Annotated in this window: 24 protein-coding genes, 1 tRNA gene and 1 pseudogene; 11 read left to right on the top strand and 15 right to left on the bottom strand. The window is 71.2% G+C overall.

Annotated elements, in window-relative coordinates:
• Nucleotides 1-13: 13 nt before the first annotated feature.
• From KXC43_RS38595 to KXC43_RS38580, 4 genes are all read right to left on the bottom strand, one after another.
• On the bottom strand, nt 14-1,744 hold the full coding sequence (locus KXC43_RS38595) for an MDR family MFS transporter (RefSeq protein WP_221381180.1): 1,731 nt from the start codon (nt 1,742-1,744) through the stop codon (nt 14-16).
• Nucleotides 1,741-2,211 (bottom strand): MarR family winged helix-turn-helix transcriptional regulator, encoded by a 471-nt coding sequence (locus tag KXC43_RS38590; protein ID WP_308129452.1) that lies wholly within the window; start codon nt 2,209-2,211, stop codon nt 1,741-1,743. Before KXC43_RS38590 ends, KXC43_RS38595 begins: the two co-directional genes overlap by 4 nt.
• Nucleotides 2,212-2,277: 66 nt before the next feature.
• Nucleotides 2,278-2,880, bottom strand: a complete 603-nt coding sequence (locus tag KXC43_RS38585) for a class I SAM-dependent methyltransferase (RefSeq protein ID WP_221381179.1) — start codon at nt 2,878-2,880, stop codon at nt 2,278-2,280.
• A gap of 74 nt (nt 2,881-2,954) precedes the next feature.
• Complete coding sequence (locus tag KXC43_RS38580) at nt 2,955-3,446, bottom strand: AfsR/SARP family transcriptional regulator (RefSeq protein WP_221381178.1); 492 nt, start codon at nt 3,444-3,446, stop codon at nt 2,955-2,957.
• 220 nt (nt 3,447-3,666) lie between these two features.
• Here KXC43_RS38580 and KXC43_RS38575 point away from each other — a divergent pair, with 220 nt between their 5' ends.
• Together KXC43_RS38575 and KXC43_RS38570 are read left to right on the top strand one after the other, a co-directional pair.
• Nucleotides 3,667-4,323 carry a response regulator gene (locus tag KXC43_RS38575; RefSeq protein WP_221381177.1) on the top strand — a complete coding sequence of 219 codons (657 nt, stop codon included), beginning with the start codon at nt 3,667-3,669 and terminating at the stop codon, nt 4,321-4,323.
• Nucleotides 4,324-4,574: 251 nt separating this feature from the next.
• A complete protein-coding gene (locus tag KXC43_RS38570; RefSeq protein ID WP_221381176.1) occupies nt 4,575-5,942 on the top strand; it encodes a hypothetical protein in 1,368 nt (455 codons plus the stop codon).
• Nucleotides 5,943-6,000: 58 nt separating this feature from the next.
• Here KXC43_RS38570 and serA read toward each other — a convergent pair whose 3' ends face one another.
• Both serA and KXC43_RS38560 read right to left on the bottom strand, forming a co-directional pair.
• The gene (gene serA / locus KXC43_RS38565; RefSeq protein ID WP_221381175.1) at nt 6,001-7,218 is read right to left on the bottom strand and encodes a phosphoglycerate dehydrogenase; all 1,218 of its coding nucleotides are present in this window, start codon (nt 7,216-7,218) and stop codon (nt 6,001-6,003) included.
• 166 nt (nt 7,219-7,384) lie between these two features.
• Nucleotides 7,385-8,300 (bottom strand): annotated as a pseudogene (locus KXC43_RS38560) (phosphotransferase family protein).
• 74 nt (nt 8,301-8,374) lie between these two features.
• On the opposite strand from KXC43_RS38560, the gene KXC43_RS38555 reads away from it, so the two are divergent.
• From KXC43_RS38555 to KXC43_RS38545, 3 genes are all read left to right on the top strand, one after another.
• Complete coding sequence (locus KXC43_RS38555) at nt 8,375-8,581, top strand: hypothetical protein (RefSeq protein ID WP_221381174.1); 207 nt, start codon at nt 8,375-8,377, stop codon at nt 8,579-8,581.
• Nucleotides 8,582-8,622: 41 nt separating this feature from the next.
• Nucleotides 8,623-9,498: a DMT family transporter gene (locus KXC43_RS38550; protein ID WP_221381173.1), complete on the top strand. Its 876-nt coding sequence runs from the start codon at nt 8,623-8,625 to the stop codon at nt 9,496-9,498.
• 536 nt (nt 9,499-10,034) lie between these two features.
• The gene (locus KXC43_RS38545) at nt 10,035-10,883 is read left to right on the top strand and encodes a hypothetical protein (protein WP_221381172.1); all 849 of its coding nucleotides are present in this window, start codon (nt 10,035-10,037) and stop codon (nt 10,881-10,883) included.
• 206 nt (nt 10,884-11,089) lie between these two features.
• Here KXC43_RS38545 and KXC43_RS38540 read toward each other — a convergent pair whose 3' ends face one another.
• Together KXC43_RS38540 and KXC43_RS38535 are read right to left on the bottom strand one after the other, a co-directional pair.
• Entirely contained in the window at nt 11,090-12,211 is a 1,122-nt protein-coding gene (locus tag KXC43_RS38540; protein WP_221381171.1) for a sensor histidine kinase, read from the bottom strand.
• A complete protein-coding gene (locus KXC43_RS38535; protein WP_221381170.1) occupies nt 12,208-12,864 on the bottom strand; it encodes a response regulator transcription factor in 657 nt (218 codons plus the stop codon). Before KXC43_RS38535 ends, KXC43_RS38540 begins: the two co-directional genes overlap by 4 nt.
• A 126-nt stretch (nt 12,865-12,990) precedes the next feature.
• On the opposite strand from KXC43_RS38535, the gene KXC43_RS38530 reads away from it, so the two are divergent.
• From KXC43_RS38530 to KXC43_RS38510, 5 genes are all read left to right on the top strand, one after another.
• Nucleotides 12,991-13,566 (top strand): hypothetical protein, encoded by a 576-nt coding sequence (locus KXC43_RS38530; protein ID WP_221381169.1) that lies wholly within the window; start codon nt 12,991-12,993, stop codon nt 13,564-13,566.
• Nucleotides 13,563-14,603 (top strand): efflux RND transporter periplasmic adaptor subunit, encoded by a 1,041-nt coding sequence (locus KXC43_RS38525; protein ID WP_221381168.1) that lies wholly within the window; start codon nt 13,563-13,565, stop codon nt 14,601-14,603. The genes KXC43_RS38530 and KXC43_RS38525 overlap by 4 nt, the downstream gene beginning before the upstream one ends.
• Before the next feature lie 5 nt (nt 14,604-14,608).
• Nucleotides 14,609-15,265, top strand: coding sequence for an ABC transporter ATP-binding protein (locus tag KXC43_RS38520; protein WP_221381240.1), 657 nt, complete (start codon nt 14,609-14,611; stop codon nt 15,263-15,265).
• Complete coding sequence (locus KXC43_RS38515; RefSeq protein WP_221381167.1) at nt 15,262-16,422, top strand: ABC transporter permease; 1,161 nt, start codon at nt 15,262-15,264, stop codon at nt 16,420-16,422. Before KXC43_RS38520 ends, KXC43_RS38515 begins: the two co-directional genes overlap by 4 nt.
• A 99-nt stretch (nt 16,423-16,521) precedes the next feature.
• Nucleotides 16,522-17,175, top strand: a complete 654-nt coding sequence (locus KXC43_RS38510; RefSeq protein ID WP_221381166.1) for a DUF998 domain-containing protein — start codon at nt 16,522-16,524, stop codon at nt 17,173-17,175.
• On the opposite strand, the gene ptsP is transcribed toward KXC43_RS38510, so the two are convergent.
• From ptsP to dhaK, 3 genes are read right to left on the bottom strand one after another with little or no spacing between them, the layout of a single operon-like run.
• Nucleotides 17,150-19,405, bottom strand: a complete 2,256-nt coding sequence (gene ptsP, locus KXC43_RS38505) for a phosphoenolpyruvate--protein phosphotransferase (protein WP_221381165.1) — start codon at nt 19,403-19,405, stop codon at nt 17,150-17,152. The genes KXC43_RS38510 and ptsP overlap by 26 nt on opposite strands.
• Nucleotides 19,405-19,998 carry a dihydroxyacetone kinase subunit DhaL gene (gene dhaL / locus KXC43_RS38500; protein WP_308129451.1) on the bottom strand — a complete coding sequence of 198 codons (594 nt, stop codon included), beginning with the start codon at nt 19,996-19,998 and terminating at the stop codon, nt 19,405-19,407. Before dhaL ends, ptsP begins: the two co-directional genes overlap by 1 nt.
• A 2-nt stretch (nt 19,999-20,000) precedes the next feature.
• Nucleotides 20,001-21,002 carry a dihydroxyacetone kinase subunit DhaK gene (gene dhaK, locus KXC43_RS38495; protein WP_221381164.1) on the bottom strand — a complete coding sequence of 334 codons (1,002 nt, stop codon included), beginning with the start codon at nt 21,000-21,002 and terminating at the stop codon, nt 20,001-20,003.
• Between the two features lie 215 nt (nt 21,003-21,217).
• Here dhaK and KXC43_RS38490 point away from each other — a divergent pair, with 215 nt between their 5' ends.
• On the top strand, nt 21,218-21,421 hold the full coding sequence (locus KXC43_RS38490) for a hypothetical protein (protein ID WP_221381163.1): 204 nt from the start codon (nt 21,218-21,220) through the stop codon (nt 21,419-21,421).
• 264 nt (nt 21,422-21,685) lie between these two features.
• Here the strand turns inward: KXC43_RS38490 and KXC43_RS38485 are convergent, their stop codons facing one another.
• From KXC43_RS38485 to KXC43_RS38470, 4 genes are all read right to left on the bottom strand, one after another.
• A complete protein-coding gene (locus KXC43_RS38485) occupies nt 21,686-22,519 on the bottom strand; it encodes a PHP domain-containing protein (RefSeq protein ID WP_221381162.1) in 834 nt (277 codons plus the stop codon).
• Between the two features lie 474 nt (nt 22,520-22,993).
• Nucleotides 22,994-23,066: transfer RNA gene (locus KXC43_RS38480), tRNA-Arg, on the bottom strand.
• A 72-nt stretch (nt 23,067-23,138) separates the two neighbouring features.
• Entirely contained in the window at nt 23,139-25,379 is a 2,241-nt protein-coding gene (locus KXC43_RS38475; protein WP_221381161.1) for a DUF3856 domain-containing protein, read from the bottom strand.
• Nucleotides 25,379-26,371 carry an alpha/beta hydrolase gene (locus KXC43_RS38470; protein ID WP_221381160.1) on the bottom strand — a complete coding sequence of 331 codons (993 nt, stop codon included), beginning with the start codon at nt 26,369-26,371 and terminating at the stop codon, nt 25,379-25,381. Before KXC43_RS38470 ends, KXC43_RS38475 begins: the two co-directional genes overlap by 1 nt.
• Between the last annotated feature and the right edge of the window lie 67 nt (nt 26,372-26,438).

Raw genomic sequence — 26,438 nt, 5'->3', positions numbered from 1 at the left:
GCAGGGCGGGACGTCAGCGGGACTTGGTGGAGTCCGGGCTGTAGATCTCCTCGTCGGTGAGGGGGCCCGCGCCGACCTCGCCGGGGACGCCCATGCTGTTCTCGGCGGCCAGGATGTCGTCGGCCCGCTGCTGCTGGGCCGAGCGCATGCTGAGCGGGATCTCGGGGAGGAAGAAGACCACGATCAGGCCGATCACCATGACCGCCAGGGCCAGCAGGAACACCACCTGGATGCCGTCGGAGAAGCCGACCTTGAAGGGGTGGGCGACCACGTCGGACAGGCGGTTCAGGAACGATGTGTCGCTCAGGGCGTCGCCGCCGGTGGCCTGCTGAAGCGTCTGGGCCTGGGCCGGGTTGGCGGCCAGCGCCTGCTGGAACTCGGGGGTGCGCTCGGCCTGCTGGAACGCGCTGCTGATTTTGCCGGGCAGCACGTTGAACAGGACCGAGAGGAAGACGGCGGTGCCGAGCGTGCCGCCCATCGAGCGGAAGAACGTCACCGAGCTGGTCGCCACGCCGATCTCGCGCGGGGAGACCGCGTTCTGCACGGCGGTGATCATCGGCTGCATGTTGCCGCCCAGGCCGAGACCCATCAGCACCATGATCAGCATGACCCGCCAGAGCGGGGTGTCGGCGCCGATCGTGGCGAACAGGGCCAGCGAGGCGACCATGAGCGTGCTGCCGATGATCGGGAAGATGCGGTAACGCCCGGTGCGGGCGATCAGCTGGCCCGAGATGATCGAGCCGGACATGATGCCGAAGACGAACGGGATCATCTGGAGGCCGGCCGCCGTGGCCGAGGAACCCTTCACGATCTGCAGGTACAGCGGGACGGTCATCAGGCCGCCGAACATCGCCATGCCGAGGATCGTGCTGGAGGTGGCGCCGACGGCGATGGTGCGGTTGCGGAACAGCCGGATCGGGAGAAGGGCCTCGTCCCCGTACGCCCGTTCGGCTAGCACGAAGGCGACCAGGCCGATCGCGCCGATGATGTAGCAGAGGAACGCGCGGCCGGAGTCCCAGCCCCAGGTGCGGCCCTGCTCGGCGATGGTCAGCAGCGGCACCAGACCGACGATGAGGGCGACCGCGCCGGGCCAGTCGATGCGGTGGTCGACGCGCTGGTGCGGCAGGTGCAGCACCCGGGCCACGACAACCATGGCAGCGATGCCGATCGGGACGTTGAGGTAGAACACCCAGCGCCAGCCGTCGACCCACAGGATGCTGTCGGCGCCGGCGAAGAAGCCGCCGAGGATCGGGCCGAGCACGCTCGCGGTGCCGAAGACGGCCAGGAAGTAGCCCTGGTACTTGGCGCGCTCGCGGGGCGGGACGATGTCGCCGATGATGGCGAGGGCCAGCGACATCAGGCCGCCGGCGCCGACGCCCTGGATGGCCCGGAACGCGGCCAGTTCGTACATGTTCTGCGAGAGGCCGCACAGGAACGAGCCGACGACGAAGATGCCGATTGCGAACAGGAAGAACGGACGCCGGCCGTAGAGGTCGGAGAGCTTGCCGTAGAGCGGCGTCGAGATCGTCGACGTGATCAGGAAGGCCGTCGTGGCCCAGGCCTGGATGTCGAAGCCGTGCAGGTCGTCGGCGATCGTGCGGGTGGCCGTGGCCATGATCGTCTGGTCGAGCGCGGCCAGGAACATGCCCATCATGAGGCCGCCCAGGATCGTCAGGATCTGACGATGGGTGAATTCCGTGGACGCCCGCGCGGGCGCGGCGGCAGAGGGGTCGGAGTTGCTCACGGGTTCTCCCGAGGTGTGGCGAGGCGGGCCTCGACCGAGCTGTTGAATTCTGCGAAGAGGCCGGCGAACGTGGCGGCCTGATCCGGGGACCAGTCACCCAGCACGTCGCGCAGCCAGGCCTGACGGGCCTCCTCGAGCTCCCCGACGGCGGCCAGGCCCGCGTCGGTGATGGCGAGCCGGGAGGCGCGCCCGTCCCCGGGGTCGGCCTCACGGCGGGCGAGACCGGCCTTGACCAGCTGGGCGACCTGCCGGCTGACGGTGGACGGGTCGGCCTGCTTGATCTCGGCGAGATCGGTGGCCCGCATCGGGCCCCGGTAGCGCAGCGGGAACAGAAGCATCAGCGCCGAGTACTCCGCACCGAAATCCCCGACGTTGAGCATGCCCCGGGCCCGGGCCACCAGCCGGTGGAACCGCACAAGTTCGTCGGCGATCCGCGGGATGGCGTCACCGGTGTCTGATTCGCGCACGTGTCTGCCCCGGAGAGGTGGGAGGAGGTTGCGTGTAGCGTACAACTGCTTGGTCGATGAAACTAATCAGCGCATCCGCCAGACGGCTGTGATGAGCGTCTCGGACTCTTCCAGGGCCGGGGGAACCGGCACGGAGTATTCGGCAACCCGCTCGAAGAGCCGCGCGGGGAAATATCCCCGGCCCGGGTCGCCCACCAGCACCTCGATCGATTTCCGCCGGGCCGCGCGCAGGCGTTGCGTCATCTCGGCCGCCACGGTGGGGCTGTAGAAGACGTCGCCGGCCAGGAGCACGTCCAGCTCTTCCGGCGGTTCTTCACGGAGCGTGACGTTGTTGGCGGCGGCGTTGTGCTGGGCGGCGGCCACGGACGCCGGGTCGAGGTCGGTCGCGGACACGTCGGCGGCGCCGGCCTTCGCGGCGGCGACGGCGGCGACCCCGCTGCCGGTAGCCAGGTCGTGGACGCGCCGGCCGGCGACCGTTTCCGGATGGTCGAGCAGGTAGCGGGCCAGGGCCTGTCCACCCGCCCAGGCGAAGGCCCAGAACGGCGGGGGCTCGTCGCTGTGGAACTCGCCACCCGCGGCGTCGAACAGACCCGCCGACGAGTCGGCCAGAAACAGCGAGATCTCCGGTACGAAGGGCAGGGGGCGCAGGACGGTCAGCGGTGCGGGCACGCGGCGATTCTGCGTCGTCGCGCGGGCCACCGCTCGCAATATGGCCCGTGTCGCACGTCGGCCTGTGCCGCCTTCTAGCCGACCCGCGTCTTGTCGTGGGGGCGTGCCGTGGCCAGCTTTGCGCGGTATTCGGCTCGGGCCTCGGCTGCCCAGGGCTCGTGCTCGTCCTCGAGCAGGGGGCGCGTGGCGAGGAAGGCGGCCGCGGTCAGCGGCTTGACGGCGCGGTCGGCCGGGCGGCCCTGGGCCGCTGCGACCAGCTCGTCGAAGCGGGCGACGTCGACCCGGACGCGTTCGGGGTTGAGTGACCAGCGGTCGGCTTCGCGGCGGACGACGGAGTCGCGCGGCGTCGCCTCGGGCTCGAGCCGGCGGCGCAGGACCGACATGTCGCTTTCGACGGTGTTCTTCTTTTCTCCCAGCAGCCCGGCCAGCTCCGAGGTGGACATTTCACCACGCAGAGCCAGAAGAGCCAGGATGTGCCGGGGGTGGTCGCCGCCGAAGTCGGTTCCGGCCAGGACGACGCCCCTGGTCCGGACCTCGACGCGACCGAAGAGCTGGATGTCGAACATGTTTCGGAACTTTGCTGGTGAGGGAGTCTCACGAGCAAGCCCCAATGCGGGGGGTGGTCTCACCCGAAAGACTGGTTATCGCGTCCGCTCGGACTCAACCGGCCGTCGGGTGTACCGGCCGGGCCGAGCCGGGGCGGTGCACCCCCAGCCTGTTGGTACGGCAAAGATGAAGGCTGATACTCCTTAGAATTCCACGGTCGGATTCGGTGAAAGGTGGCGCATGAGTAACGGCGATGCGATCAGCGTGCTCGTCGTCGACGGCCACCAGACGTTTGCCGAGCTGCTCGGACACGCTCTGGCCGGCCAGCCCGACCTCGATTACGTGGGTCATGCGCTCACCGGCGCCGAGGCCCTGCGGCTCGCCGCCGAGTTGCGTCCCGACGTCATTCTGCTCGACCCGGATTTGTCCGATGCGGACGGAATTGCCATCGCGGAACTGCTCCGCGTGCGTCAGCCGGACACACGTGTGGTGATCCTCACTGCCAGCGATGAATCGGCGCTCGTCGGCCGGGCCACCGCGGCCGGCGCGGCTGGCTTCCTGTCCAAGAACGGTGCGCTCGGCGACGTGCTGAATGCGCTGCGTACGGCCCACGGTGGCGGCATGACCGTGTCGACCGACATCCTCGCCCGGCTGCTGCGCAGCACCAGCCCGGTGGTCGGTCCGCGTGGCGGCGGCCTCACTGCCCGTGAGGATGAGGTGCTCCAACTGATGGCGGCCGGCCTCGACGCCCGCGCCATCGCCCGGCGTCTCGGCATCAGCCTGCACACGTGCCGCGGGTACGTGAAGGCTGTGCTGGCCAAGCTGGGCGCGCACAGCCAGCTCGAGGCGGTGGCGATCGCCACCCGGCGTGGCCTGGTGCGACCCGGTCGGCAGTAACTGTAAGTAGTTCTGCTCAGTACTCATCCGGGAAGACGTGAGATCCGTACCTGTTTGCGGGCACGGCGCGCGTCAGAGCGCCGACAGGGGAAGGGCTTCGCGTGGACCGAACAGCAGCTGACCGAGCAGCGGCTGGTGGGACACCGTCCGATGTGGCGGTGGCCGAGCCGTCGGCACCGGGATCGCCTAGCGGCGGTTCCCGCGACACCGTGTACCGGCGGCCTCCCGCTCGCCCCGCAACCGACTCGCCGATGTGGTTCGGCGACGCCGGAGCGACCGCGACGGGTGAGACCGCAACCAGCACCACGACCACCGGCGAGACCCCGGCGGTGAAGGCCCCCGACTACGGACCGGCCACACCGGGCGGGACGAGCCGCATCTCCTTCGGCGTCACGTCGGGGCCGATCTCTCCCGTACGTCACCCGGCGTCACCGACCTCACCGGCCGCGCCATCAGCGCCGCCGCCGGTACCGACCGGGACGCCCCCGCCCAGCCTTCCCGTGCGGCGCGTCACCGCCCCCGATTCCGGCAGCGCCAGTTCTGGCAGCACCGGCTTCGGTGGTGCGCGGTCTGACGGCGCGGGCTTCGACAACGCCGGCGAGCAGCGGCGGTCCGACGGCACGGGGGCGCAGCGGCGGTTCGAGAGCACGGGCGAGCAGCGGCGCTTTGAGAGCACGGGCGAGCAGCGGCGCTTTGATAGCACGGGGGAGCAGCGGCGGGTCGGCAGCACGGGGGAGCAGCGGCTCGTTGGTGACACCGGGGAGTTCCGCCGGTTCCTCGACGAAAGCGAGCCGACCGGCGCCCCTGAGGTCGCCGACCGTCGTCACGCCGGGCAACCGCCCCGCGCTGTCGCGATACCCGAACCGCCGCGTCAGTCGCGTGCGGTCACCGTGGGCATCGTCCTCATGAGCCTCGTCGTGCTGATCGCCGGCGGCATCGTCGGTGTCGTCTACTTCACCGGCAACGACGACGACCTCGACTCGGTGCTCCAGCTCGGCGCGGGCGAGTCGGGCAAGCGCACGGTGACTGCCCCGCTCGACAACCGCAGCCAGGCCAGCTTCGAGATGCTCGCCGCGACCAACCGGGTCAACCTCACGATCGGTGAGCTCGGCGACGACCTCTATCGCATTTCGAGCCCCGAGGACGCGGGCTTCCTGCCCAGCCCCGTGCTGCGCAACGATGACCTGAAGCTCCAGGTCACCAAGGACGGCGACGGCACCGGCGGCGTGATCGACGTCGTGCTGGCGGCCAAGGTGCGCTGGTCGGTGCGGCTCTCCGGCTATGCCGAGGAGCAGATGATCGACCTCAGCGGCGGCCAGGTCAGCGGGGTCGAGATGGTCGGCGGCATGCGCACCGCGCAGCTGACGCTCGCCCGTCCCAACGGCACTGTGCCGATCAAGGTGAACGGCGCGGTGGAGAAGCTGGTCGTGACATCGCCGTCGGGCAGCCCGGTGCGGGTCAAGGTGGGCGGCGGGGCCAAGACCGTGGTGGCCGGCAACCGTACGATCAAGGATGTTCCGCCCGGGTCGACGCTCACGCCGAAGAACTGGGCGGTGCCGAACCGCTACGACGTGGGGGCCGGCGCCCCGATCGCCGCGCTGACCGTCGAGAACGGCTGACCCGGACGTTGAAAGGAGCGCTCGGCCTCGGCCGGGCGCTCCTTTACTTCGTACGAAATTATGAAAGCACGCGCAGGCGGACGGTCTGCTCCATCGAGCGCAGCCGCTCCAGCACCTCGTCGCTGAAGCCGCCGCCGATGTCGGTGATCAGGTAGCCGTACTCGCCGCGGGTGCTCAGCAGCTGGCCCTCCACATTGACCTTGTGCTCGGCCAGAATGCTGTTGACCTGGGCCAGTACGCCGGGGGTGTTGATGTGCACGTGGCCGATGCGGCTCTGGCCGGCCTGCTCGGGCAGCCCCACGCCGGGCAGGTTGACGCTGAGCGTGGTGTTGCCCTCGTCGAGGAACGAGGCCAGCTTGTTGGCCACGAATCCGCCGATGTCGGACTGCGCCTCTTCCGTCGAACCACCGATGTGCGGGGTGAGGATGACGTTGGGCAGGCCCCGCAGCTCGGACACGAACTCGTCGCCGCGGCCCTTGGGCTCGGTCGGGAAGACGTCGACCGCGGCGCCGGCCAGGTGACCGCTCTCGAGCGCCTCGCGCAGCGCGACGTGGTCGACCACGATGCCGCGCGACAGGTTGAGGAACAGGGCGCCCTCGCGCATCCGCTTGAACTGCTCGGTGCCGAAGAAGCCGGCGTTGCCGGGGCGGCCGTCGACGTGGATCGTCACGACGTCGCTGGTCTCGAGCAGCTCCTCGATGGTCGCGCAGCGGTGGGCGTTGCTCAGCGCGAGCTTGTCGGCCGTGTCGTAGAACGACACGTACATGCCGAGGTTCTCGGCGAGCACGGAGAGCTGCGTGCCGATGTTGCCGTAGCCGATGATGCCGAGCCGCCGGCCCCGGATCTCGTGGGCGCCGTCGGCCGACTTGTCCCAGACGCCCGCGTGCATGAGCGCGTTCTTCTCGGTCAGCCGCCGGGTCATCGAGATGATCTCGGCGATGGCCAGCTCGACGACGGAGCGGGTGTTGGAGAACGGCGCGTTGAACACGGCGATGCCGTGGGCCGAGGCCGCGGTCAGGTCGATCTGGTCGGTGCCGATGCAGAACGCGCCGATCGCCACCAGACTGTCGGCGGCCTCGATCACCCGGGCCGTCACCTTGGTCTTCGAGCGGATGCCGAGCAGGTGGACGCCGCGGATGCGGTCGATCAGCTCGGACTCGTCGAGGGCGTTGCGGACGGACTCGACCTCGTATCCGGCGGACTCGAGCCGGGACACCGCGTCGGGATGGATGCTCTCCAACAGAAGGACTCGCACCTTGGCCTGGTCGGTCATCATGTTCCGTTCCGTGTGAGGTTCTGGCCTGTCCGGGCCGCCACGCCGAAGCCCGACTTCCCAGACTAGTGCCCCGGACTGCCCGCCCCCGGCCGGTGTGCTCGACCTCCCACCTGGTGCCCGTCCCCGACGCCGGCGAGTTTTGATACGCAGTTGATCGCCAGGCGGTTCAGCGGCCCAGTTCACGCTGTAACCAGGGCAGCAGCGCGTCGGCCTGCCACCGCTGGAAGGCCCGCACGGACGGCAGCGAAGGGGGCGGCGGGCGGCGGGACATGTCGCGGAAGAACCCGGCGAAACCGGCGAAAAGGTCGGTGACGACGGTCCGGTCGAGGCCCGCGATCACCCGTTCGGGATCGCCGCCGTGCACGGTGATGTTGAGGGCGAGCAGCACCCGGTCGAACCAGACGGGCGCGGTGGCGGCCCACGGCCAGTCGACGATCATGAGCCGGCCGTCGGGGCGGACGAGCATGTTGTCGGCCCGGATGTCGCAGTGGGCGAGCGTGTCGCCGGTGCTCGACGCCACGAGCCCGCGTTCGGCCGCCGCGATCAGCTCGGGCAGGCGTGGCGGCCCACGGGTCGAGGTCGGCGGGCGGGTCGGCGGCCAGCCGCTGCCAACCCGCGAAGCCCTCGGTGAGCACCTCGGTCACGGCCGGAGCGGCCAGCGGCGACGGCGTGAGAGCGTCGGCGAGCTCGGCGAGGGCTGTCACAGCGGCGTCGATCTCGGGGTCCACCCACGGCGTACGGGGGTGAGCGCCTTCGACGTCCTCGAGCACGAGCACGACCCAGTCGCCGTCGTCGAACGAGCCCAGCACCCGCGGCGCCGGCACGTGGCCGGGCAGGGCCGAGGCGATCCGTGTTTCCTGCCGGGCCAGCTCGGCCGAGTGCTCGTTGAGGGCCGGGGTGACCGCCTTGACGAACGCGCGGCGCCCGTCGCTGGTGAGCACCCGGTCGGCTGTGCCCGGGGAGAACCCGCCGTTCTGCGAGACGGCCTCGACGACCCGGCCGCCGAGGATCCCCTCGATCTGTTCGCGCACACCGGTGGGCAGATCGCCCCATCCGATCCTCGTTCCCGCGGCCGCCACCATGGTGTGATCGTGACAGCCGGTCCCATCCCGTGCGAAGCGGATTTTCTGTCGTACCCCCGCGGAAGAATGCCGTCATGTCACCGAGAAGCACCTGGAACGAGCCCGAGTCCTGGGATGAGCGTTTCCGCGCCGCCGTCGAGCAGTCGGCCCGCCGGCGCCGCGCACGCCTGGCCGAGCGGCAGGAACTCGCCCGCCGCCGCGCCCACGGCCTGATCGACCGCAACGCCGCCCGCCTGGCCGAGGTCCGCCGCCGCGCCCGGGTGAGGCGCGACACGGGCTGAGCACGGGCCCGGGTCTGGCAGACTCGGGGGTGGGGGTGCAGATGGGGTCGCTGGGGTGGGCGGTCGCGTTGTCGGTTCTGTCCGCGGCGAGTTACGCAGCCGCGGCGGTGGCGCAGGAACGTCTCGCCGAGCACGGTCAGCGCGGGTGGTCGCGGTGGGCTGTCGCCCTGCTGCTCACCGGCGGTGGCGTCGTGCTGCACGTGATCGCGCTCAACTTCGGCACGGTCGCCGTGGTGCAGGCGCTGGGCACGCTGACTCTGCTCTTCGCGTTGCCGATCGCCGCCGTCCGCCTGCAGACGCCGATCAGCCGCGCCGCCTGGATCGACGCGCTCCTCACCGTGATCGGCCTCGCGCTGATCCTGTCGCTGTCGGTCGAGCCGTCCGAGCCCCGGCGGCTCGCCCCGCCCGAAGACCGTAACCTCGCATTGATCACGCTCGCGGTGGTGGCAGCGCTGGCACTGGCCGCCTGGTCGGGCGGGCCGCGAATGCGGTCGGTGCTGCTGGCCGCGGCGGCCGGCACGGCGTTCGGCATCTCCTCGGTGCTGTCGAAGGCGGTGCTGGCCGCAGTCACCGACGGCGGCGTCCGCACGATGTCACCGGTCGGCGCCATCGCGGTGCTGGTGTTCGCCACGGGCGGCTACCTGCTGAGCCAGCTCTCCTACGGCCGTGCGGGAATGGCCGCCCCGCTGGCCACGGTAAGCGTCTCCAACCCCATTGTGGCCGCGACCACCGGCGTGGTCGTCTTCGGCGAGGGTTTCCGCTTCGGCGCGGCCGGCCTGGTCGTCATCGCCTTCGCCGCCGTCATGATGACGCTGGGCGTGATCGGCCTGGCCCGCCACGCCGCCACCCAGTCCTCATCGGACGATTCCGCCGACCCCGCCACCCGAGCCGACATCCCCGCCTGGCCGCAACGCTGACCGCTTCGGTTCGGGCTGGATCGGCCGCTCCGGTTCCGGCTGAACCGACCGTTGCTGAGTCGGCGTCCCCGCCTGGTCGGCGTGCCGGCCGCCTTCGCTCTAGCTGGACCGCCCGCCGGTTCCGGCTCGACCGGCTGTTGCTGAGCGGACATCGCCGCCTGACCGGAGCGTCGGCCGCGTCTGCTCCGGCTGGACCGGCCGCTCCTGAGCCGACATTCCCGCGTGACCGGCGCCGGCCGCTCTCGCTCCAGTTGGTCCGGCCGGCCCTGTTCTGGCTGGGCAGGCCGTTACTGAGCCGGCATCTCCACCCGACCGGCGGCGCCGGCCGCTTTCGCTCCAGCTGGACCGGCCGCTTCTGTTCTGGCTGGACCGGCGGCTCCCGAGCCGACATCCCACCTGACGGCCACGCCGGCCGCGTTTGTTGCGGCTGCACTGGCAGCTCCCGTTTCGGCGGCGTTGCCTGCTTGCGTTCGGGATGGGCTGCCTGCTCGTCTTCCGGCGCGGCGCGTCTTGCTCGGCGTTGGGAGTATCGGCTCATGACGGTCGATGCGGCGGCTCAGGTGGGGTGGGAGCGCGGGCTGGTCTGCGGGGCGGTCACGGTTGGGGCGCTCGCGCTGGTGTTCGGGCAGCTCGGCGAATACCAGGTGATGGACTACGCCGACCAGGACGCCTCCATCGGGTTGGCGGGGGCCTTGCTCGGGTCCATCGGCGCGGCGGGCGTCCTTGCGGTGATCAGGACGCTGCCGCGGGGGAAGCGGTGGGCGCGGGGGCATGTGGTGGTGCCGCTGGGGCTGCTTCCGGTGGCTGTGGTGCCGCTGGTGGCGGGGCTCGAGCGCAACAACCTGGAGGCGGTGGTGATCTGGGGCTCGGCCGCGTCGGCGATTCACGTGCTGCTCGAGGCGGCGCCGGGCTCGGTCTGGAAACGGCGGTCGATTGGCGGGATCGCCGTTGTGCTGGTCGTTGCCGCGTTGCTCACGTGGGCTTGTCAGCATCGGTGGCGGGCGCAGAAGTTCGAGGCGGTCGGGCTGCCGCTCTATGTGGCGGTGGTGCCGGGCTACAGCGTGAGCGGAACCTGGGCCGGGCGTTACACCGTGTCGATGATCCTGAAGCCGGACGATCGGGACACCAGCCACTTTGTCGACGCGGTCATCCGGGACAACCCACGCTGCCGGAACGGGAACACCGACCGGTGGATCATTGAGCGCGAAATCGGGCCGAGCGCGCTGGGCATCTGTCTGTCCGGCGGGGACGGTGCCGCCATGACCATCGCGCCGGGCTACCGGGCGCCCGATCTGACGCCATTGTTCGAGCGAATCACGGTACGCAAGGTCGACGGCTCGGTGCTGGCCGACCACCGCAACGGCGGCGAGATGGAACCGGACTGACCCGCGTAACGGCGGCGAGATGGAACCGGACTGACCCGCGTAACGGCGGCGAGATGGGACCGGACGGACCGCCGTAGCGGCGGCGAGGTGGGACCGGACTGACCCGCGCGGCGGTGGCGAGATGAAACCGGACTTATTACCGCCTCGACGGCGAGACGGAAGTGCACTGGCTACCGCAGCGGCGCCGAGATGGAACTGGGCTGACCCTAGAGCGCGCGCGGCAGGGTGACTGTCACGACGAGGCCGCCCTCGTCGCGGGCGTCGGCTCGGACCTCGCCGCCGTGGGCGCGGGCCACGGCGCGGACGATCGAGAGGCCGAGTCCGGCGCCGGGGGAGTGGAGGCGTTCCGTGCCGTAGCGGTGGAAGGGCTCGAACAGACCGGGGACCTCGTAGCGCGGGATGATCGGGCCGGAGTTGCTGACCTCGAGCACCGCCCAGCCGTCGGGGCGGGAACCCGTACGTACGCGGACCCAGCCGTTGGCGGGCACGTTGTGCCGCACGCCGTTCTCGACGAGGTTCTGCACCAGCCGTTCGAGCAGCACCGGGTTGCCGGCCACGGTCGCCTCGCCGGATTCGGTGGTCACCTTGACCGTGTCCGAGACGGCTACGTGTTCGACGATGTCGGCCAGGTCGACATAGGACCGTTCGGCCACCGGCCGTTCCGACTGGGCCAGCAGCAGCAGGCCGTCGATCAGGCGCCCGTGCCGGTCGTTGATCGCCAGCAGGGTCGTGCCGAGCAGGCGCACCTCCTCCGACGCGGCCTCCTGGGTCAGTGCCACCTCGAGCAGCGTGCGGTTCAGGGTGAGCGGAGTGCGCAGTTCGTGCGACGCGCTCGCGATGAACCGCCGCTGGCCGTCGAAGGAGTGGTCGAGCCGGGCCAGCATGATGTCGAACGTGTCGGCCAGTTCCTTGATCTCGTCCGGCGGGCCGGTCAGGGCGATCCGCTCGTGCAGACCGCGGTCGGCGTCGGGCGCGTCGGCGATACGCCGGGCGGTCGCGGTGATCTGCTGCAGCGACTGGAGCATGCGGCCGGCGATCAGCCAGCCCAGCGCGATGGCGATCGCGCTGACCAGGGCGAGCGCGATCGCACCCTGGGACAGGAGCGTGTTCAGGGCGTCGTCGCGGGTGCCCTCGATGAACTGGCGTACCTCGACGGTGTCGCCGGTCCCGGCCACCCCCGGCGGTGTCACGGTCGCCTCGGTTCTCGCCAGCACCTTCGGCAGACGCTGGGAGACCAGCACATACGTCACGCCGAGCAGCACCAGGCCGGCTCCCAGGAACAGGCTGCCGTAGACGAGGGTCAGCCGGCCCCGCACGGTGAGTCTCATGGGATCCGATACCCCACTCCCGGTTCGGTGAGCACCACGGGCGGGTCACCGAGCTTCCGCCGCAGTTTGAGGATCGTCATGCGTACGGCGTGGGTGAACGGATCGGCGTTCTCGTCCCACGCCTTCTCGAGCAGGGTCTCGGCCGACACCGCCGTGCCGTCGGCGCGCAGCAGTTCGGCCAGCACGGCGAACTCCTTGCGCGACAACGGCACGTACCGGCCCTCGCGGTAGACCTCGCGCCGGTGCGGGTCGAGGCTGATGCCGGCCCGGCGCAGCACCGGCGGCACGGCCGGCCGGGCGCGGCGGCCCAGCGCGATGACCCGCGCGCTCAGTTCCCGCAGCGCGAACGGCTTGGGCAGGTAGTCGTCGGCGCCCAGGGACAGCCCGGTGACCCGGTCGTCGATGCCGGCCGCGGCGGTCAGCATCAGCACCCGTGTGTCGCCGTCCCGCTCGACCAGGGCCCGGCACACGTCGTCGCCGTGCACCACCGGCAGGTCTCGGTCGAGCACCACCACGTCGTAGTCGTTGACGCCGGCGCGTTCCAGGGCGGCGGCGCCGTCGTAGACCACGTCGACCGCGTGGGCGTCGTGCCGCAGGCCCTGCGCCACCGCGTCGGCGAGCAGCGGCTCGTCCTCGACCACCAGGATCCGCATGGTGCCCATCCTGCCGCGCCGCTGTGTCACCTGGGCGTCACTTTTTTCCGTGACGGCCGCGAAACCCCGCGCTCGCTCTACTTCGAAGCCGTGGCAGCGCTCCGGCTGCACGGTGAGGAGAGTGTGATGCGTACCGGAAAGGTGTTGCTCGCCGGATTGATGCTGTTGGTCGCGTCCGCGGGCTGTGCGGCCCGCGCCGGCGACGGGGACGGGGTGGCCACCGCGCAGAGCGGCGCCCCCACGACCAGCAGTCCGACCGCTTCGAAGACGCTCGACGAGGATGCGCCGATCAAGTTCGCGCAGTGCATGCGCAAGAACGGGATGACCTGGTTCCCCGACCCGGATGCGGACGGGCGGACGGCGATCCGGGTGCCGAAGAACATCGACCCGAAGAAGTTCGACGCCGCGCAGGAGGCGTGCCAGGAATTCGCGCCCGACGGCGGCGACGCCGGTCCGGCCGACCCCGAGCTCCTCGAGATGGCCCGCAAAATGGCCAAGTGCATGCGGGAGAACGGCGTGCCGGACTTCCCGGACCCGCAACCCGACGGTTCGATCCGGCTCGGCCGGGACAAGTCCGGCAAGGGCATCGGCCCCGGTGACCCGGCGTTCGACAAGGCCGAGGAGAAGTGCTCGCAGTTCATGCCGGGCGACCGCGATGAGCGTAGCGAGTCGGGCGCCGGCAGCGGCGGGGCCACGGCATGAAGCGCGGGCTGCTGGCGGGAGTCGTCGCGGGAGGGCTGACCGTCGGTGCGGTCGCCTTCTTCAACCTGCCCGAGGCCGAGAGCCGCGACCAGCCGCAGACCAGCGGTCCGGCCGAGACTGCCGAGGTGACCCGGGAAACGCTGATCGACCGTGAGTCGCACGACGGCACGCTGGGTCACGGCGACACGGCCACGGTCACCGCTCGCGGAGCCGGCACGATCACCGCCCTGCCGGTCGGCGGCGCGGTCATCACGCGCGGTAAGTCGCTCTACCGGCTCGACAACAAACCAGTTCCCCTGCTGTACGGGGCTCTGCCCGCGTACCGCACGCTGCGCCCCGGCGTCGAGGGAGCCGACGTGCTCCAGTTCGAGAAGAACCTGCGGGCGCTCGGCTACCAGGGTTTCACGGTGGACGACGAATACACGTCGGCCACCGCCGAGGCCGTCGAGGACTGGCAGGACGACCTCGGGCGGGCCGAGACCGGCCGGGTGGCGGCGGATCAGATCGCGTACGCCGAAGCGCCGGTCCGCGTCGATTCGCTCAGCGTGGAGCGGGGCGCCGTCGTGCAACCCGGCACGGAGCTGTTCAAGACGACCGGCACCTCGATGGTGGCCACCGTCGGCCTCGAGGTCGACGACCAGCGACTCGCCCGCAGGGGCGCGGCGGTCGACGTCGAGATGCCCGACGGCAGCACGGCCAGGGGCCGGATCGCCGACGTTGAGACGGTCGTGGAGCCGGGCGAGGGCAACGAGTCCGACAGCACCCGGATCGACGTGACGGTCGCCTTCACCAAGCCGCCCAAGGACCTCGACGAGGCCGCGGTCACCGTCGACTTCGTCTCGTCGAAGCGGCCGGACGTGCTCACCGTGCCCGTGCCGGCGCTGCTCGCGCTGGCCGAGGGCGGCTACGGACTGCAGATCGTCGAGGCCGGCGGCACGCGGATCGTCGCGGTCAAGACCGGCCTGTTCGCCGACGGCCGGGTCGAGGTGTCCGGCGGCGGCCTGCAGGCGGGTCAGAAGGTGGGGATGCCGTCGTGAGCGCCGTGATCGAACTCGCCGCCGTCACCAAGGCGTACCGGGGCGGGGTCACCGCCGTTCGGTCGGTCGACCTCACCGTGGCGTACGGCGAGCTGGTGGCGATCGTCGGCCCGTCGGGCTCCGGCAAGTCGACGATGCTGCACCTGATCGGCACGCTCGATCAACCGACCCACGGCACCGTACGCATCGACGGGCACGACGTGGCCACGCTGACCGACCGGCAGCTGTCCGAGCTGCGGGCGCACCGGATCGGCTTCGTGTTCCAGCAGTTCCACCTGGCGCCGGGGCGCAGCGCGGTCGCCAACGTGGCCGACGGGCTGCTCTATGCGGGCGTACGGCGTAAGGAGCGCGAGTGGCGCGCCGAGGCCGCCCTGGCCCGGGTCGGCCTGGGCGACCGGCTCGGCCACCGCCCGCATCAGCTCTCCGGCGGCGAACGCCAGCGGGTCGCCATCGCCCGGGCCGTCGCCGGCGACCCGGCCGTCCTGCTGGCCGACGAGCCCACCGGCAACCTCGACTCGGTGTCCGGGGCCGGGGTGGTGGAGTTGCTGCGCGAGCTCAACGCGTCGGGCACCACAGTTCTGGTGATCACCCACGACCACGAGATCGCGGACGGCCTGCCCCGGCAGGTCCCGATGCGCGACGGGCAGGTGGTGGCGTCATGACCCGGTTGCGCGTGCCGGATCTGGTGCGTCTGGGCGGGTACGGCCTGCGGTCCCGCCCGCTGCGGGCCGTGCTGTCGGCGCTCGGGATCGCGATCGGCATCGCCGCGATGACGGCGGTCGTGGGGATCTCGGCGTCGAGCCGGGCCGACCTCGACCGTGCGCTGGCCGCCCTGGGCACCAACCTGCTGACGGTGACACCCGGGCAGACCATGTTCGGCGACGAGGCGGTGCTGCCGGACTCGGCGGTGGCGATGATCCGCCGGATCGGCCCGGTGCAGTCGGCCACGGCCACCGGCAAGGTGCCGTCGACGGCGGTCTACCGCACGGACCGGATACCGGCGGGGGAGACGGGCGGGCTGGCGGTGCTGGCCGCGCAGCCGGACCTGTTGTCGACGGTGGGCGCGTCCTTCACCCACGGCAGCTGGGTCAAGCCGTCGTACCCGACCGTGGTGCTCGGAGCGACCGCGGCGCGCCGGTTGGGGAACGTGCCGGCGGTCTACATCGACGGCCGGTGGTGGACGGTGACCGGGGTGCTGGCGCCGGTGCCGCTGGCGCCCGAACTCGACTCGGCGGTGCTCGTCGGCTGGCAGGCGGCCGGGTCGTACCTCAGCTTCGACGGCCACCCGACAACGGTCTACACCCGATCGCAGGACGCGCACGTCTCGGCCGTACGGTCGGTGCTGGCGCCGACGGCCAACCCGTCGAGCCCGGACGAGGTGAAGGTGTCGAAGCCGTCCGACGCGCTGGCCGCGCGGCGGGCCACCGACCAGACGTTCACGGCCCTGCTGCTCGGCCTGGGAGCGGTGGCGTTGCTGGTGGGCGGCATCGGGGTGGCCAACACGATGGTCATCTCGGTGCTGGAGCGCCGGGCCGAGATCGGCCTCAGACGCTCGCTGGGCGCCACCCGGGGCCAGATCCGCACCCAGTTCGTCACCGAGTCACTGTTGCTCTCCCTGCTCGGTGGCGCCGCGGGGGTGCTGCTCGGCTATCTGGTGACGGGCCTGTACGCGACGACCCAGGCGTGGCCGACCGTGGTGCCCCTGTGGGCCCTGGCCGGCGGGGTCGGCGCGACCGTGGCCATCGGGGCGATCGCCGGCCTCTACCCGGCCATCCGGGCCGCCCGGCTGGCGCCGACGGAGGCGCTCGTCGCGGCGTGACCATCGGGGGACCTGCGGGACGGCCGGAAGCAGCCGTCCCGCACGTCCGAAACGACGACCACCAGCTGGAACACAGGTTGTGGTGGCAGGGTCGGTGGGATGAGGAGTCGGTCTCGGACTGTGGTGGTGCCGGCTGGGCTGGGCGTGGCCTGCGTGGTGGCCGCGCTCGGTTTCTATGCGGCGCTGCACTTCGTCCCGCCCTCGGCCGAGCTCGACTGGAGCCGGCGCACGATCAGTCACTACGCGCTGCTCGAGAACGGGTGGTGGTTCGACGCGGGCACGTTGCTGCTGGCCGCGGGGTCGGTGGGTGTGCTGGTCGCGGCACTGCGGGCCGGGGTGATGCGGGGCGGGGCGGCGGTGGCGTTCGCCCTGTGGGTGGCCGGGCTGGTCGGGGTGGTGTGGTTCGAGAAGCACAACTGGTCCGTCGGTCCGTCGATGAGCGGCGACATTCACCGGATGGCCAGCGTGGTGGCGTTTCTGAGTCTGCCGGCGGCGGCCCTGCTGGCCGCGGCGCGGTCGCTGCGGGATGCCGCGGCCCGCTGGGTGGCGTTCGGCGGGGTGCTCTCGCTGCTCTGTTTCGCCCCGATCCTGTGGGCCGTGCTCGCCGAGCCCTGGACGGGTGTGCGCTGGTGGCGGGCCATTCCGCTGGGCGGGGTCGAGCGTCTGCTGGGCCTGGCCGAGATGGTGACCGTGCTGCTGATGGCGTGGTGGGCCGTGCGAGCCGTGCTCAAGCGGCCCGGACAGCCTGCTTGACCAGGGGCACCAGGCTGGGCGCGACACTCAATTCCCGTACGCCGGAAGCCAGCAGCCTCGGCACGGCCGCCTCGTCGCCCGCGAGTTCGCCGCACACCGCTACCAGCACCCGGTCGCCCGCGGCCCGGCCGACGTGGTCGATCAGCTGGGCCACGGCCGGGTCGAGCCCGCTCGTCAGCGACAGCAGGGCGGCGTTGCCGCGCTCCGCGGCCAGCGTGTACTGGGTCAGGTCGTTGGTGCCGATGCTGAAGAAGTCGACGTACGGGACGAACTCCGCCGCCCGCAGCGCCGCCGCCGGCACCTCGACCATCATGCCGACCTGCAGCCCGGGGGCGTCGCCGGCCTCGGCCAGCATCGCGCGGGCCGCCCGCAGTTCGTCCACAGTGGTCACCATCGGGAACATCACGCTCACCGGCGTCTCCCGGGCCACCCGGACGATGGCCGTCAGCTGCTCGGCGAACATGGCCGGGTGGGCCAGGGAATGCCGCAGGCCACGCACCCCGAGGAACGGGTTCGCCTCGGCCGGCGGGGGCAGGTAGCGCAGGGGCTTGTCGCTGCCGGCGTCGAGCGTGCGCAGCGTGATCCGGCGGCCGCCCAGCGCCTCGGCGATCGCGCGGTAGACGGCAACCTGCTCGTCCACGGTCGGCGCCTCGTCGCGGTCGAGGAAGAGGAACTCGGTGCGGACCAGACCGGCCAGGTCGGCGCCGTTGGCCGCGGCGGCGCGCGCGTCCTCGACCGAGCCGATGTTGGCGCCGACCTCGATCGGCACGCCGCCGGTGGTCACGGCCGGGGCGGCGGCCCGGGTGAGCGCCTCGTTCCGCCGTACCCGCTGCTGTTGGGCCCTTGCGCGGAAGGTTGCGAGCACCGGCTCGGACGGGTCGGCCACCACCTCGCCGGTGCTGCCGTCCATCGCGATCAGGGTGCCGTCGGGGATCTGCAGAATCTGCGGGCCCGCGCCGACCACGGCCGGAATGCCACGGGTGCGGGTCAGGATCGCGGCGTGCGAGGTGGGGCTGCCGGCGGCCAGCACCACGCCGGTGATCCGTTCCGGGTCGAGGGCGGCTGCCTCGGCCGGGGTGAGATCGGCCGCCAGCAGCACGCCGTCGCCGTCGGGGGCGGGCGTGGGCAGCTTCAGGAGGGCGCGTAGCACCTGCTGGGACACGGCGCGGACGTCGGCGGCGCGGCCCCGCAGGTAGGGGTCGGTGAGGGCGTCGAACGCGGCGGCGGTGCGAGCGGTGGCCGCGGACCAGGCCTGCGGTGCGGCCTCGTTCCGGTCGAGGCGGGCGCGGACGTCGGCGAGCAGGTCGTCGTCGTCGAGCAGCAGCCGGTGGGCGTCGAAGATGGGGCTGTGCAGGCGGGCGATCTCCTGGCGGACGTCGTCGAGCGCGCTTTCGAGGCGGCGCCACTCGGTCGCGGAGCCCTGCGAGGGCGCGTCGGGGAGGTCGATCGCGGCTTCGCGGATGCGCAGGGCGGGGCCTGTGCCTATGCCGGGGGAGGCGCCGCCGCCACGGGGGTGATCGGCGTCTTCTGCGTCTGTTTCACCGAAGGCAGCGGCGGCCAGCGCGACGACGCGGTTCACCGCCTCCGCCGCTTCGCGACCCTCGCCGCGTACCTCCAATTCATGGTTTTGCAGGGCGCCCAGAGTGGCCACCCGGGTGAGGCTGGACGCCGGCACCCAGCCGGTGCCCGTGGTGGCGTTGCGGAGCTCGACGCGGGCGTCGAAGGCCCGGATCTCGGTGACCAGGCGGGCTGCGGGGCGGGCGTGCAGACCGTGCTTGTTGATCACCTTGACGGTGGTTCCGCCGGCCGGTGTCTGCTCGACCGCGACGTCCTGTTCCAGATGGGACTGCTTGCCGGCCAGGCCGTTCCTGGCTTCGTCGGCCACCTCGTGCCGGTCGGCCCCCGACGCGGCGGCCACCGCGGCGGCGACCAGACCCTCGACCAGCGGGGCGGGCGAGAGGACGACGCGGCCGGGTTCGTCGACCATCTCGAGCGCCAGTTCGGCCGAGAGCACAGCGCTGCCCAGATCCATCAGGACGACGACGCCGTCCCCGCTGTCGGCGGCCGCGATGGCCTCGCTGATCGCCACCGCGTCGGTGCCGAACGTCGTCTCGTCCAGACCTGCCGCGACCTCGATCGCCAACGGCCGCCCCTGCGTCATCTCGGACGCGAGGGCGACCGCGGCCCGGGCCAGGGGGCGGCTGTGGCACACCACCACCAGGCCGACCATCAGTTCTGATCGCCGAGGGTGGTGGCCGCGGCCGTGAGCAGCAGGGTCACCGAGGTGGCGCCCGGGTCGGCGTGCCCGGCGCTGCGTTCACCGAGATAGCTGGCCCGGCCCTTGCGGGCGACGAGCGGAATGGTCGCGTCCCGCCCCTTGGCGGCGGCCTCGGCGGCCGCGGCCAGACCCGCGCCGGCCTCGAGCGCGTCGACGGCCGGGGCCAGCGCGTCGACCATGGTCTTGTCACCCGGCTCGGCCTTGCCCCGGGCGATCACCCCGTCCAGCGCGGCCCGCAGCACCTTGGCCAGGTCGACCTCGTCGCCCGCGGCCGCCGCCATCCGCAGGAACGCCGTGCCGTAGAGCGGCCCGCTCGCCCCGCCGACCTTGCTGATCAGCGTCATGCCGACCTTCTTGAACAGCGCCGACGGCGTCGCCTGAGGCTCGGCGTCCAGCATGGACACGACGGCGGTGAGTCCGCGGTCCATGTTCGTGCCGTGGTCACCGTCGCCGATCGCCGAATCGAGCGCGGTGAGCTCGTCCTTGTTGGCCGCGATCAGCCGGGCGAACTCCCGGATCCACGCGTCGACCGCCTCGGCGCCCACGCTCAGACCCCGCGCCGCAGCGCCGGCGTGTTGACCGGGGCGTCCCACAATCGCAGCAGCTCGTCGTCGGCCTTGAGCAGCGTGACCGAGCACCCGGCCATGTCGAGGCTGGTGATGTACGGCCCCACCAGCGAACGGGCGACCGGGATGCCGGCCTTGGCCAAAATCTGCGTGACCTCGTTGAACATGACGTACAGCTCGATCAGCGGCGTGCCCCCCATGCCGTTGACGAAGGCGATCACCCCGTCGCCGCCGGTGAAGTCGAGGTCGCCCAGGATCGGGCTGACCAGCATGTCGGCGATCTCGTTGGCCGGCGCGACGGGCACCCGGCGGCGGCCCGGCTCCCCGTGGATGCCGATCCCGACCTCCATCTCACCCTCGGGCAGGTCGAACGTCGGCTTGCCGGCCGCCGGCACGGTGCAACTCGTCAGGGCCAGACCCATACTGCGCGCGTACGCGTTGACCTTGCGCGCCACGTCGGCCACCTCACTGAGGGACCGTCCCTCCGCGGCCGCGGCCCCCGCGATCTTCTCGACCAGCACGGTGGCACCGACCCCGCGCCGCCCCGCGGTGTAGAGGCTGTCCTGCACCGCGACGTCGTCGTCGACCACCACCGAGACGACCTGGGTGCCGCTGTCGGCCTCGACCATCTCGGCCGCGAGCTCGAAGTTCATGATGTCGCCGGTGTAGTTCTTGACGATGTGCAGGACCCCCGCGCCGCCGTCGACGGCCTGGGTGGCGGCCACCATCTGGTCGGGCACGGGCGACGTGAAGATCTCGCCCGCGCAGGCCGCGTCGAGCATGCCCGGCCCCACGAACCCCGCATGCAACGGCTCGTGCCCCGAACCGCCGCCCGAGACCAGGCCGACCTTGCCCTGAACCGGAGCGTCCCCGCGCACGACGATGCGGTTCTCGTGGTCGACGCGCACTTCCGGGTGGGCCGCGGCGAAACCGAGGAGCGCATCGCTGATGACGTTGGCGGGATCGTTGATGAGCTTCTTCATCGGTTGGCTCCCTCACCGCTGGTGACCTTCTGCCAAACCTCAAGCTACGCCGCTGATCGCCGGGTTTCGAGACCGTTGCCGTGCTGCCGTGGCGTAACCCTCCGGTCGCCCGAGCGTCTCGTCTCGAGGGATTGTGCCGCGCACCCATTGCGCACAGAGAGTCCGCACAGCGACGATCTCCGATAGGCGGTTTTTCTCCACCCAGAAGGACGTGGATGCGGCGAGACGAGTTGATCAAAGCCCTCGAAGCCCAGCCGCACGACACCGACATCCAGGTCGACGTGAGCGATTTCCTGCTGGACGTGGTGCGAGTCAGCTACAACGAGGAGCGCGCGGCCATCGTGCTCTCGATAGCCGCTGAAGACCTCGAAGACGTGGTCTTCCACCTGGCCCGGCGCCCGTGGCGACAAGAGCGCTAGCCGGAGCACCGCATCGGCTTGTACGCAATCTGCAACATGGCAGTTTGATGGGTGGCGAGCCGGCCGCAGGCATGTTGTACTACCTGAAGAGCAACAAGGGCGGAAGTTGAAGCAAGACGATCGAAACAACGGCATCCGGCGGCAACCGGGTGCCGTTCTCGTCTTCCAGAACGCCATCGTGGCCCCCGCCCTCTCTCCCGCGCAAGCAGCAGTGCGCCATACGTAATCGGCCACTGATCAAACAGCGCGCCCGGCCTGCTCCGGTCAGGCGTACCACCTGTCGTGGGGGTGGCGACCGGGACGGAAGCCCAGCGCCTCAACCATGGCGACTGCTTCCGCGAAGCCGAGGCCGACGCCGCCGGGATAGTGCGCGTCGCTGCCGAAGGTGACTACCTCACCTCCGGCCTCCCGCCACCACCGCACGATTTCCGGGAAGGGCCGTCGATTCGTGTTGACCTCCAGCGCCAGGCCGCCGGCCGCCACCGCCGTCAGCGCATGCCGGAAGTCCTCCTCGAAGTCCACGGGGTCGAAGGGCCCCGCGGCCGCGGGCCAGTACCGGCTGACGAAGTCGATATGGGCGAGCGCCTCGAAGTCCGTGGACCCGGCGACCAGCCGAGCTATCTCGGCCAGGTAGTCGCGGACCACCTCCGCGGCCGGCCGTCGTGCGAAGTGCTCGCCCGGCTCATTGAGCCCGGCGCCCAGCGGCAGGGTGTGCAAGGAGCCGAGCACGCGGTCGAACTGCCCCGCCGCAAGCACCGCAGCAACCTGATCCCGATGCCAATGCGGCTCGCCGACCTCCACCCCGGAGAGGATCACCAGATCGGGAAACATCTCCCGGCAGCGCTGCACGCACGCCAGATACCCCTCGACGTCCAGTCGGGGCGGGGCCAGCGTCCCGTCCTCGGTGATCAGATCGGTGACCTTCGCGGGCGCATCCGGCGCCGGTTCCACACTGGTCCAGACGGTGAAGTCGAGGTGCTCGGTGAAGGCGATGGCCGGCAGGCCCACGGCCAGCGCCCGGGCGCAACTGGCCTCCATGTCACCTGGCTCGCAGTCCCAGGACCATTCGGTATGAACATGTCCGTCGGTGGGCAGCATGCTCCCAGAATGTCAGCCTTGCTCCGGCTTTTGGCAACCGGCAAACAACGGGCGAGGCGTCCTCCATCAACTGCTTCGATTAGGTCAACCTCGCTCTGCCCGCTTTGACATATGTCCAGACAGGGAAGCCGGAGGAGCGAGCCGCGTCGGGATCCAGGCGATGGAGGCGGCGGTAGGGCTCCACTCGGTTCGGGCGCGTGACCAGCTCGCAGATTTAGCGAACAGGCAGTTCTGTGACCGAGTGCGCCCGGAGCTCCAGGCAAGCTAGAGCCTTCCCTGTGCCTTGAGGAGCTGGACCGCCAGTAAGCCTGACACCGAACCGGCGCCAACGATGGAGCCGTCGTCCATGTGCTGCTGAATGTCAGCCAACGGTCTATAGCCGATCGTAGGCCGGCCGGCACCATGGCGATGGGGATCCGGGGGGCTTGCCCTCAGGGCGTGGGGTTTGGGGCTCGGGCCCCAGGGAGGCTCAAGCGCGCCCGGCAGGATTCGAACCTGCGACCGACGGATTAGAAGTCCGTTGCTCTATCCGCTGAGCTACGAGCGCGAGGGCCACAGCTTATCTTGCCGGCGGCGGCGCGGGGGTAACCCGTCGGCGGCCGGCGGGGGACCGAAAGGGCTATGTTGGCGGGTCGTCAACAGGCGGGGCGCCGAGGGTGGTCAGGGCTGTGCGGGCGCGGGACTGTTCGGCCGGGTCGTCGATCAATCGAGCCAGGCCCAGCGCCAGCCGGAACGTCGTGACGGCCTCTTCCGGGCGGCCCATAGCGGCCAGTGCCTCCGCTCGGCCGTTCAGGGCGCAGGTCTGGCCGTACCGTTCGCCCAGTTCGCCGAAAATGGCTACGGCTCGGTCGAGGGAGTCGAGCGCCTCCGTGAGGTTGCCCAGGCGGGTGTCGGCGTCGCCGAGGTTGGTCAGGGCCGTGGCCTCGCCGCCGCGGTGGTTCAGAGCTCGGAACAGGTCGAGGGCCCGGCGGTGGTGGTCGGCTGCCTCCGACAGGCGGTTCATCCGGAGGTATACGTCGCCCAGGTTGGTCAGGGTGTTGGCCTCGCCCACGCGGTCGCCGATCTCGACGAACTTGGCCAGGGCCTGCGTGTGATGCTCGGCGGAGGCGGTGTGGTCGCCGAAGGCGTTGTAGACCACGCCGAGGTTGCCCAGCGCCCGTGCCTCGCCGCGGGCGTCGCCCAGGCGGCGGAACAGGGTCAGCGATTCGCTCATCCGGTCGCGGGCCTCGGCGTTGCGGCCCAGCTGCCAGTACACGACGCCCAGGTTGATCAGGGCGCCGGCCTCGCCGGCCGGGTCGCCCGTGGCGACGGCGGCGTTGCGGGCCGCGGTGTGCACGGTGATCGCCTCGGCCGGGTAGCCGCCGTTGTCCAGATAGGTGTAGATGGTCGCGGCCAGCGGCACCGCGTGTGACGGCGCGGCCAGGCACACGGCCACCAGCGTCGATCGTTCCGTGTCGAGCCAATGCAGCGCGGCCTTCGGGTCGTCGAGGTCCGGCTTCAGTACGTCGTTCGGCGGCAGCGTGGGGCGGCGGTGCCGTTCGGCGGGATGCAGGGCGTCCATCGCGGCCGACGCGGCGTACAGGTAAAGGTCGTACAGGCGGGTCTGGGCGGCCCGGCGATCTGTGGGGCGCTCGTCGTCGGTGGCGCGCTCGACGGCGTACGCCCGCACCAGATCGTGCAGCACGAAGCGTCCCGGAACCGGTTGTTGCACCAGGTGTTCCGCCGTCAGGCGGCGCAGATGCTCCTCGGTCGCGCCGAGGTCGGCGTCGAGCACCGCGGCGGCCGCGTACGCGTCGAAATCCTGGCCCGGATGGCCGGCCAGGCGGCGCAGCAGGGTGCGCCGCGCCGGTGGCAGGCGTTGGTCGGAGAGGTGCAACGCCAGCTGGACGCCGTCGTCGAGGTGGTAGTTGCGGTGCCGCTCGTCGAGGCGGTCGGCGTGGTCGGCGACCGTCCAGCTCGGCGTGGCCGCCATCTGACCGGCGACGATCGTCAGCGCGAGGGGCAGGTATCCGCAGCGGCGCGCTACCCGCTCGAGCGCGTCGGAAGTGTCGTTCCCGAGCAGCTGCGCGGCCTCGGCCGGGCTGAAGACGTCCAGGTCGATGCGCGTGGTGGGCAGCAGATCGGCCAGGTCGCGGCGGGACGTGACCACGGTCAGCGCGTCGGGGCAGAGCAGCGGGCGCACCTGGTCCTCGTCGGCGGCGTTGTCGAGGATCACCAGCGCCTGACGGCCGGCGAGCTGCTCGCGGAACAGGGCCGAGCGCGCCGCGAGATCGTGCGGTATCTGCCGGCCCGAGACGCCCAGCGCACGCAGGAAGCCGTCGAGCACGGCAGCGGGGTCGGCCGGCGGCTGGGCCTCGTCGGGATGGAAGCCACGCAGGTCGACGAAGAGCGAAGTTCCTTGCGTACGGCGGTGACCCGCGTGCACCGCGAGGCGGGTCTTCCCGACGCCGGCCATCCCGGTGATCACACAGACGCCGGTGGCCCGGTCGAGGGCGGCCAGGTGCGGCTCCCGGCCGACGAACGGGTCCGCCTCGTCGGGAAGTCCCGCGAGAACTCGTACCTGCGCCGCGGCCTGCTTCTCGGCCAGCGTGACCCGGATCGCGCGGCGCCATCGGGCCAGGTAGTCCGCGTCGTCGTGCAGCGCGGCCACCACCGCGAGCACCAGATCCGCGTTGATCCGGCGGCGGCCGTCGCGGAAACAGTCGGCGATCGTGCCGCGGCCGGTGGAGGGCAGCCGCTCGTTGACGCGGGCCGTGATCGTGTCGAAGGTCGGGTCGCCCGCCCACGACTTCAGGGCGCGCAGGGTGGCGGCCAAGGCGTCCAGGGACCGGCAGCCGTCCGGGTCGGGCAGCGGGGCCATCAAGCGTCCTCGGGCGCCGGTGGCACCTCGACCTCCGGCGTTCCCACGGGCGGCAGGAACGCGTCGCTCCAGCGTGCGAGCTCCCGGAAGACTTCGACCCGCACCTCTTTGCCGGACAGTGTCAGGTCGTGCATCCCGCCGTCGAAGCGGGCGATCGTGACCCGTGCGCCGAGGCGCGGCGCCCAGCGCACGATGTGCTCCACATCCAGCACGGAATCCGAGACCCGGAGGTCGTCGTGCCACGCCCGGCCCCGGAACGTCCGCGTCGAACAGGCGACCATCACCGGCACGTCGATCCCCAGCCCGGCCCGCAACCGTTGCTGGCCGCGGCGGATGGCATCCAGCCAGCCGGCCGTCACCGGGAAGCCGAACACCGGCTTCCACGTCAGGTCGTAGTTCCACTCGCCACGGTGCTCGCTGTGCAGGCTCTGCCCGTACAGGCCGACCGAGGCCATCGGGATCTTCCGGTAGGGCATCCGGCGGGTCGCGGCGATCGTGGCCGCCAAGAGTGGCCGCTTCACCAGCCAGGGCACGTTGAAGTCGAAGAACGGGCTGTTCAGGAACAGCCCGTCGACAATGCCCCGCCCCTGCCGGGTATGGGCCCACAGCGACGTGATCAGGCCGCCGGTGGAATGACCGGCCACCAGCAGTTGATCGTGGCCGTCCTGCGTGCGGATGATGCGTGCCGCCTCGTCCAGTTCCGGAAAGTAGTCGGTGAGGCTGCGCGCGAAGTTCGGCGTCTGGTGGGGAAGCAGGCTGCGGCCGTACTTACGCAGGTCGAGCGCGTAGAAATCCCAGCCGCGCTCGACGAAGAAGTCGGCCAGGTGGGTCTGGAAGAAATAGTCCACGAAGCCGTGCACATAGAGGACGGCCCGCCGCGTGGGCCCGTCGGCCCGGCGGCGCACCAGGGTGGCCACCACGTCGCCCTCGTCGTCGCGACCCAGGTCGATCGTGTGCCGCTCGTACGGCGGTCCGAGAACGTCGATCTCCACGCGCCCAGGCTACCCACCGGTACCCGACCGTGCGCGGTATCAGAAACCACCGCCCCGCGGCGGATAT

This window comes from Paractinoplanes polyasparticus, assembly GCF_019710575.1.
Taxonomy (GTDB): domain Bacteria; phylum Actinomycetota; class Actinomycetes; order Mycobacteriales; family Micromonosporaceae; genus Actinoplanes; species Actinoplanes polyasparticus.
This window is presented reverse-complemented; position numbering and strand designations above follow the sequence as displayed.

Bases quoted from the DNA above. Each gene is read 5' to 3' on its own strand.
- dhaK (WP_221381164.1), bottom strand. From the start codon at position 21,002: ATGAAGAAGCTCATCAACGATCCCGCCAACGTCATCAGCGATGCGCTC.
- KXC43_RS38525 (WP_221381168.1), top strand. From the start codon at position 13,563: ATGAAGCGCGGGCTGCTGGCGGGAGTCGTCGCGGGAGGGCTGACCGTC.
- KXC43_RS38475 (WP_221381161.1), bottom strand. From the start codon at position 25,379: ATGGCCCCGCTGCCCGACCCGGACGGCTGCCGGTCCCTGGACGCCTTG.
- KXC43_RS38540 (WP_221381171.1), bottom strand. From the start codon at position 12,211: ATGAGACTCACCGTGCGGGGCCGGCTGACCCTCGTCTACGGCAGCCTG.
- KXC43_RS38545 (WP_221381172.1), top strand. From the start codon at position 10,035: ATGACGGTCGATGCGGCGGCTCAGGTGGGGTGGGAGCGCGGGCTGGTC.
- ptsP (WP_221381165.1), bottom strand. From the start codon at position 19,405: ATGGTCGGCCTGGTGGTGGTGTGCCACAGCCGCCCCCTGGCCCGGGCC.
- KXC43_RS38555 (WP_221381174.1), top strand. From the start codon at position 8,375: ATGTCACCGAGAAGCACCTGGAACGAGCCCGAGTCCTGGGATGAGCGT.
- KXC43_RS38580 (WP_221381178.1), bottom strand. From the start codon at position 3,446: ATGTTCGACATCCAGCTCTTCGGTCGCGTCGAGGTCCGGACCAGGGGC.
- KXC43_RS38485 (WP_221381162.1), bottom strand. From the start codon at position 22,519: ATGCTGCCCACCGACGGACATGTTCATACCGAATGGTCCTGGGACTGC.
- serA (WP_221381175.1), bottom strand. From the start codon at position 7,218: ATGATGACCGACCAGGCCAAGGTGCGAGTCCTTCTGTTGGAGAGCATC.
- KXC43_RS38575 (WP_221381177.1), top strand. From the start codon at position 3,667: ATGAGTAACGGCGATGCGATCAGCGTGCTCGTCGTCGACGGCCACCAG.
- KXC43_RS38570 (WP_221381176.1), top strand. From the start codon at position 4,575: ATGTGGTTCGGCGACGCCGGAGCGACCGCGACGGGTGAGACCGCAACC.
- KXC43_RS38490 (WP_221381163.1), top strand. From the start codon at position 21,218: ATGCGGCGAGACGAGTTGATCAAAGCCCTCGAAGCCCAGCCGCACGAC.
- KXC43_RS38510 (WP_221381166.1), top strand. From the start codon at position 16,522: ATGAGGAGTCGGTCTCGGACTGTGGTGGTGCCGGCTGGGCTGGGCGTG.
- KXC43_RS38550 (WP_221381173.1), top strand. From the start codon at position 8,623: ATGGGGTCGCTGGGGTGGGCGGTCGCGTTGTCGGTTCTGTCCGCGGCG.
- KXC43_RS38535 (WP_221381170.1), bottom strand. From the start codon at position 12,864: ATGCGGATCCTGGTGGTCGAGGACGAGCCGCTGCTCGCCGACGCGGTG.
- KXC43_RS38530 (WP_221381169.1), top strand. From the start codon at position 12,991: ATGCGTACCGGAAAGGTGTTGCTCGCCGGATTGATGCTGTTGGTCGCG.
- KXC43_RS38515 (WP_221381167.1), top strand. From the start codon at position 15,262: ATGACCCGGTTGCGCGTGCCGGATCTGGTGCGTCTGGGCGGGTACGGC.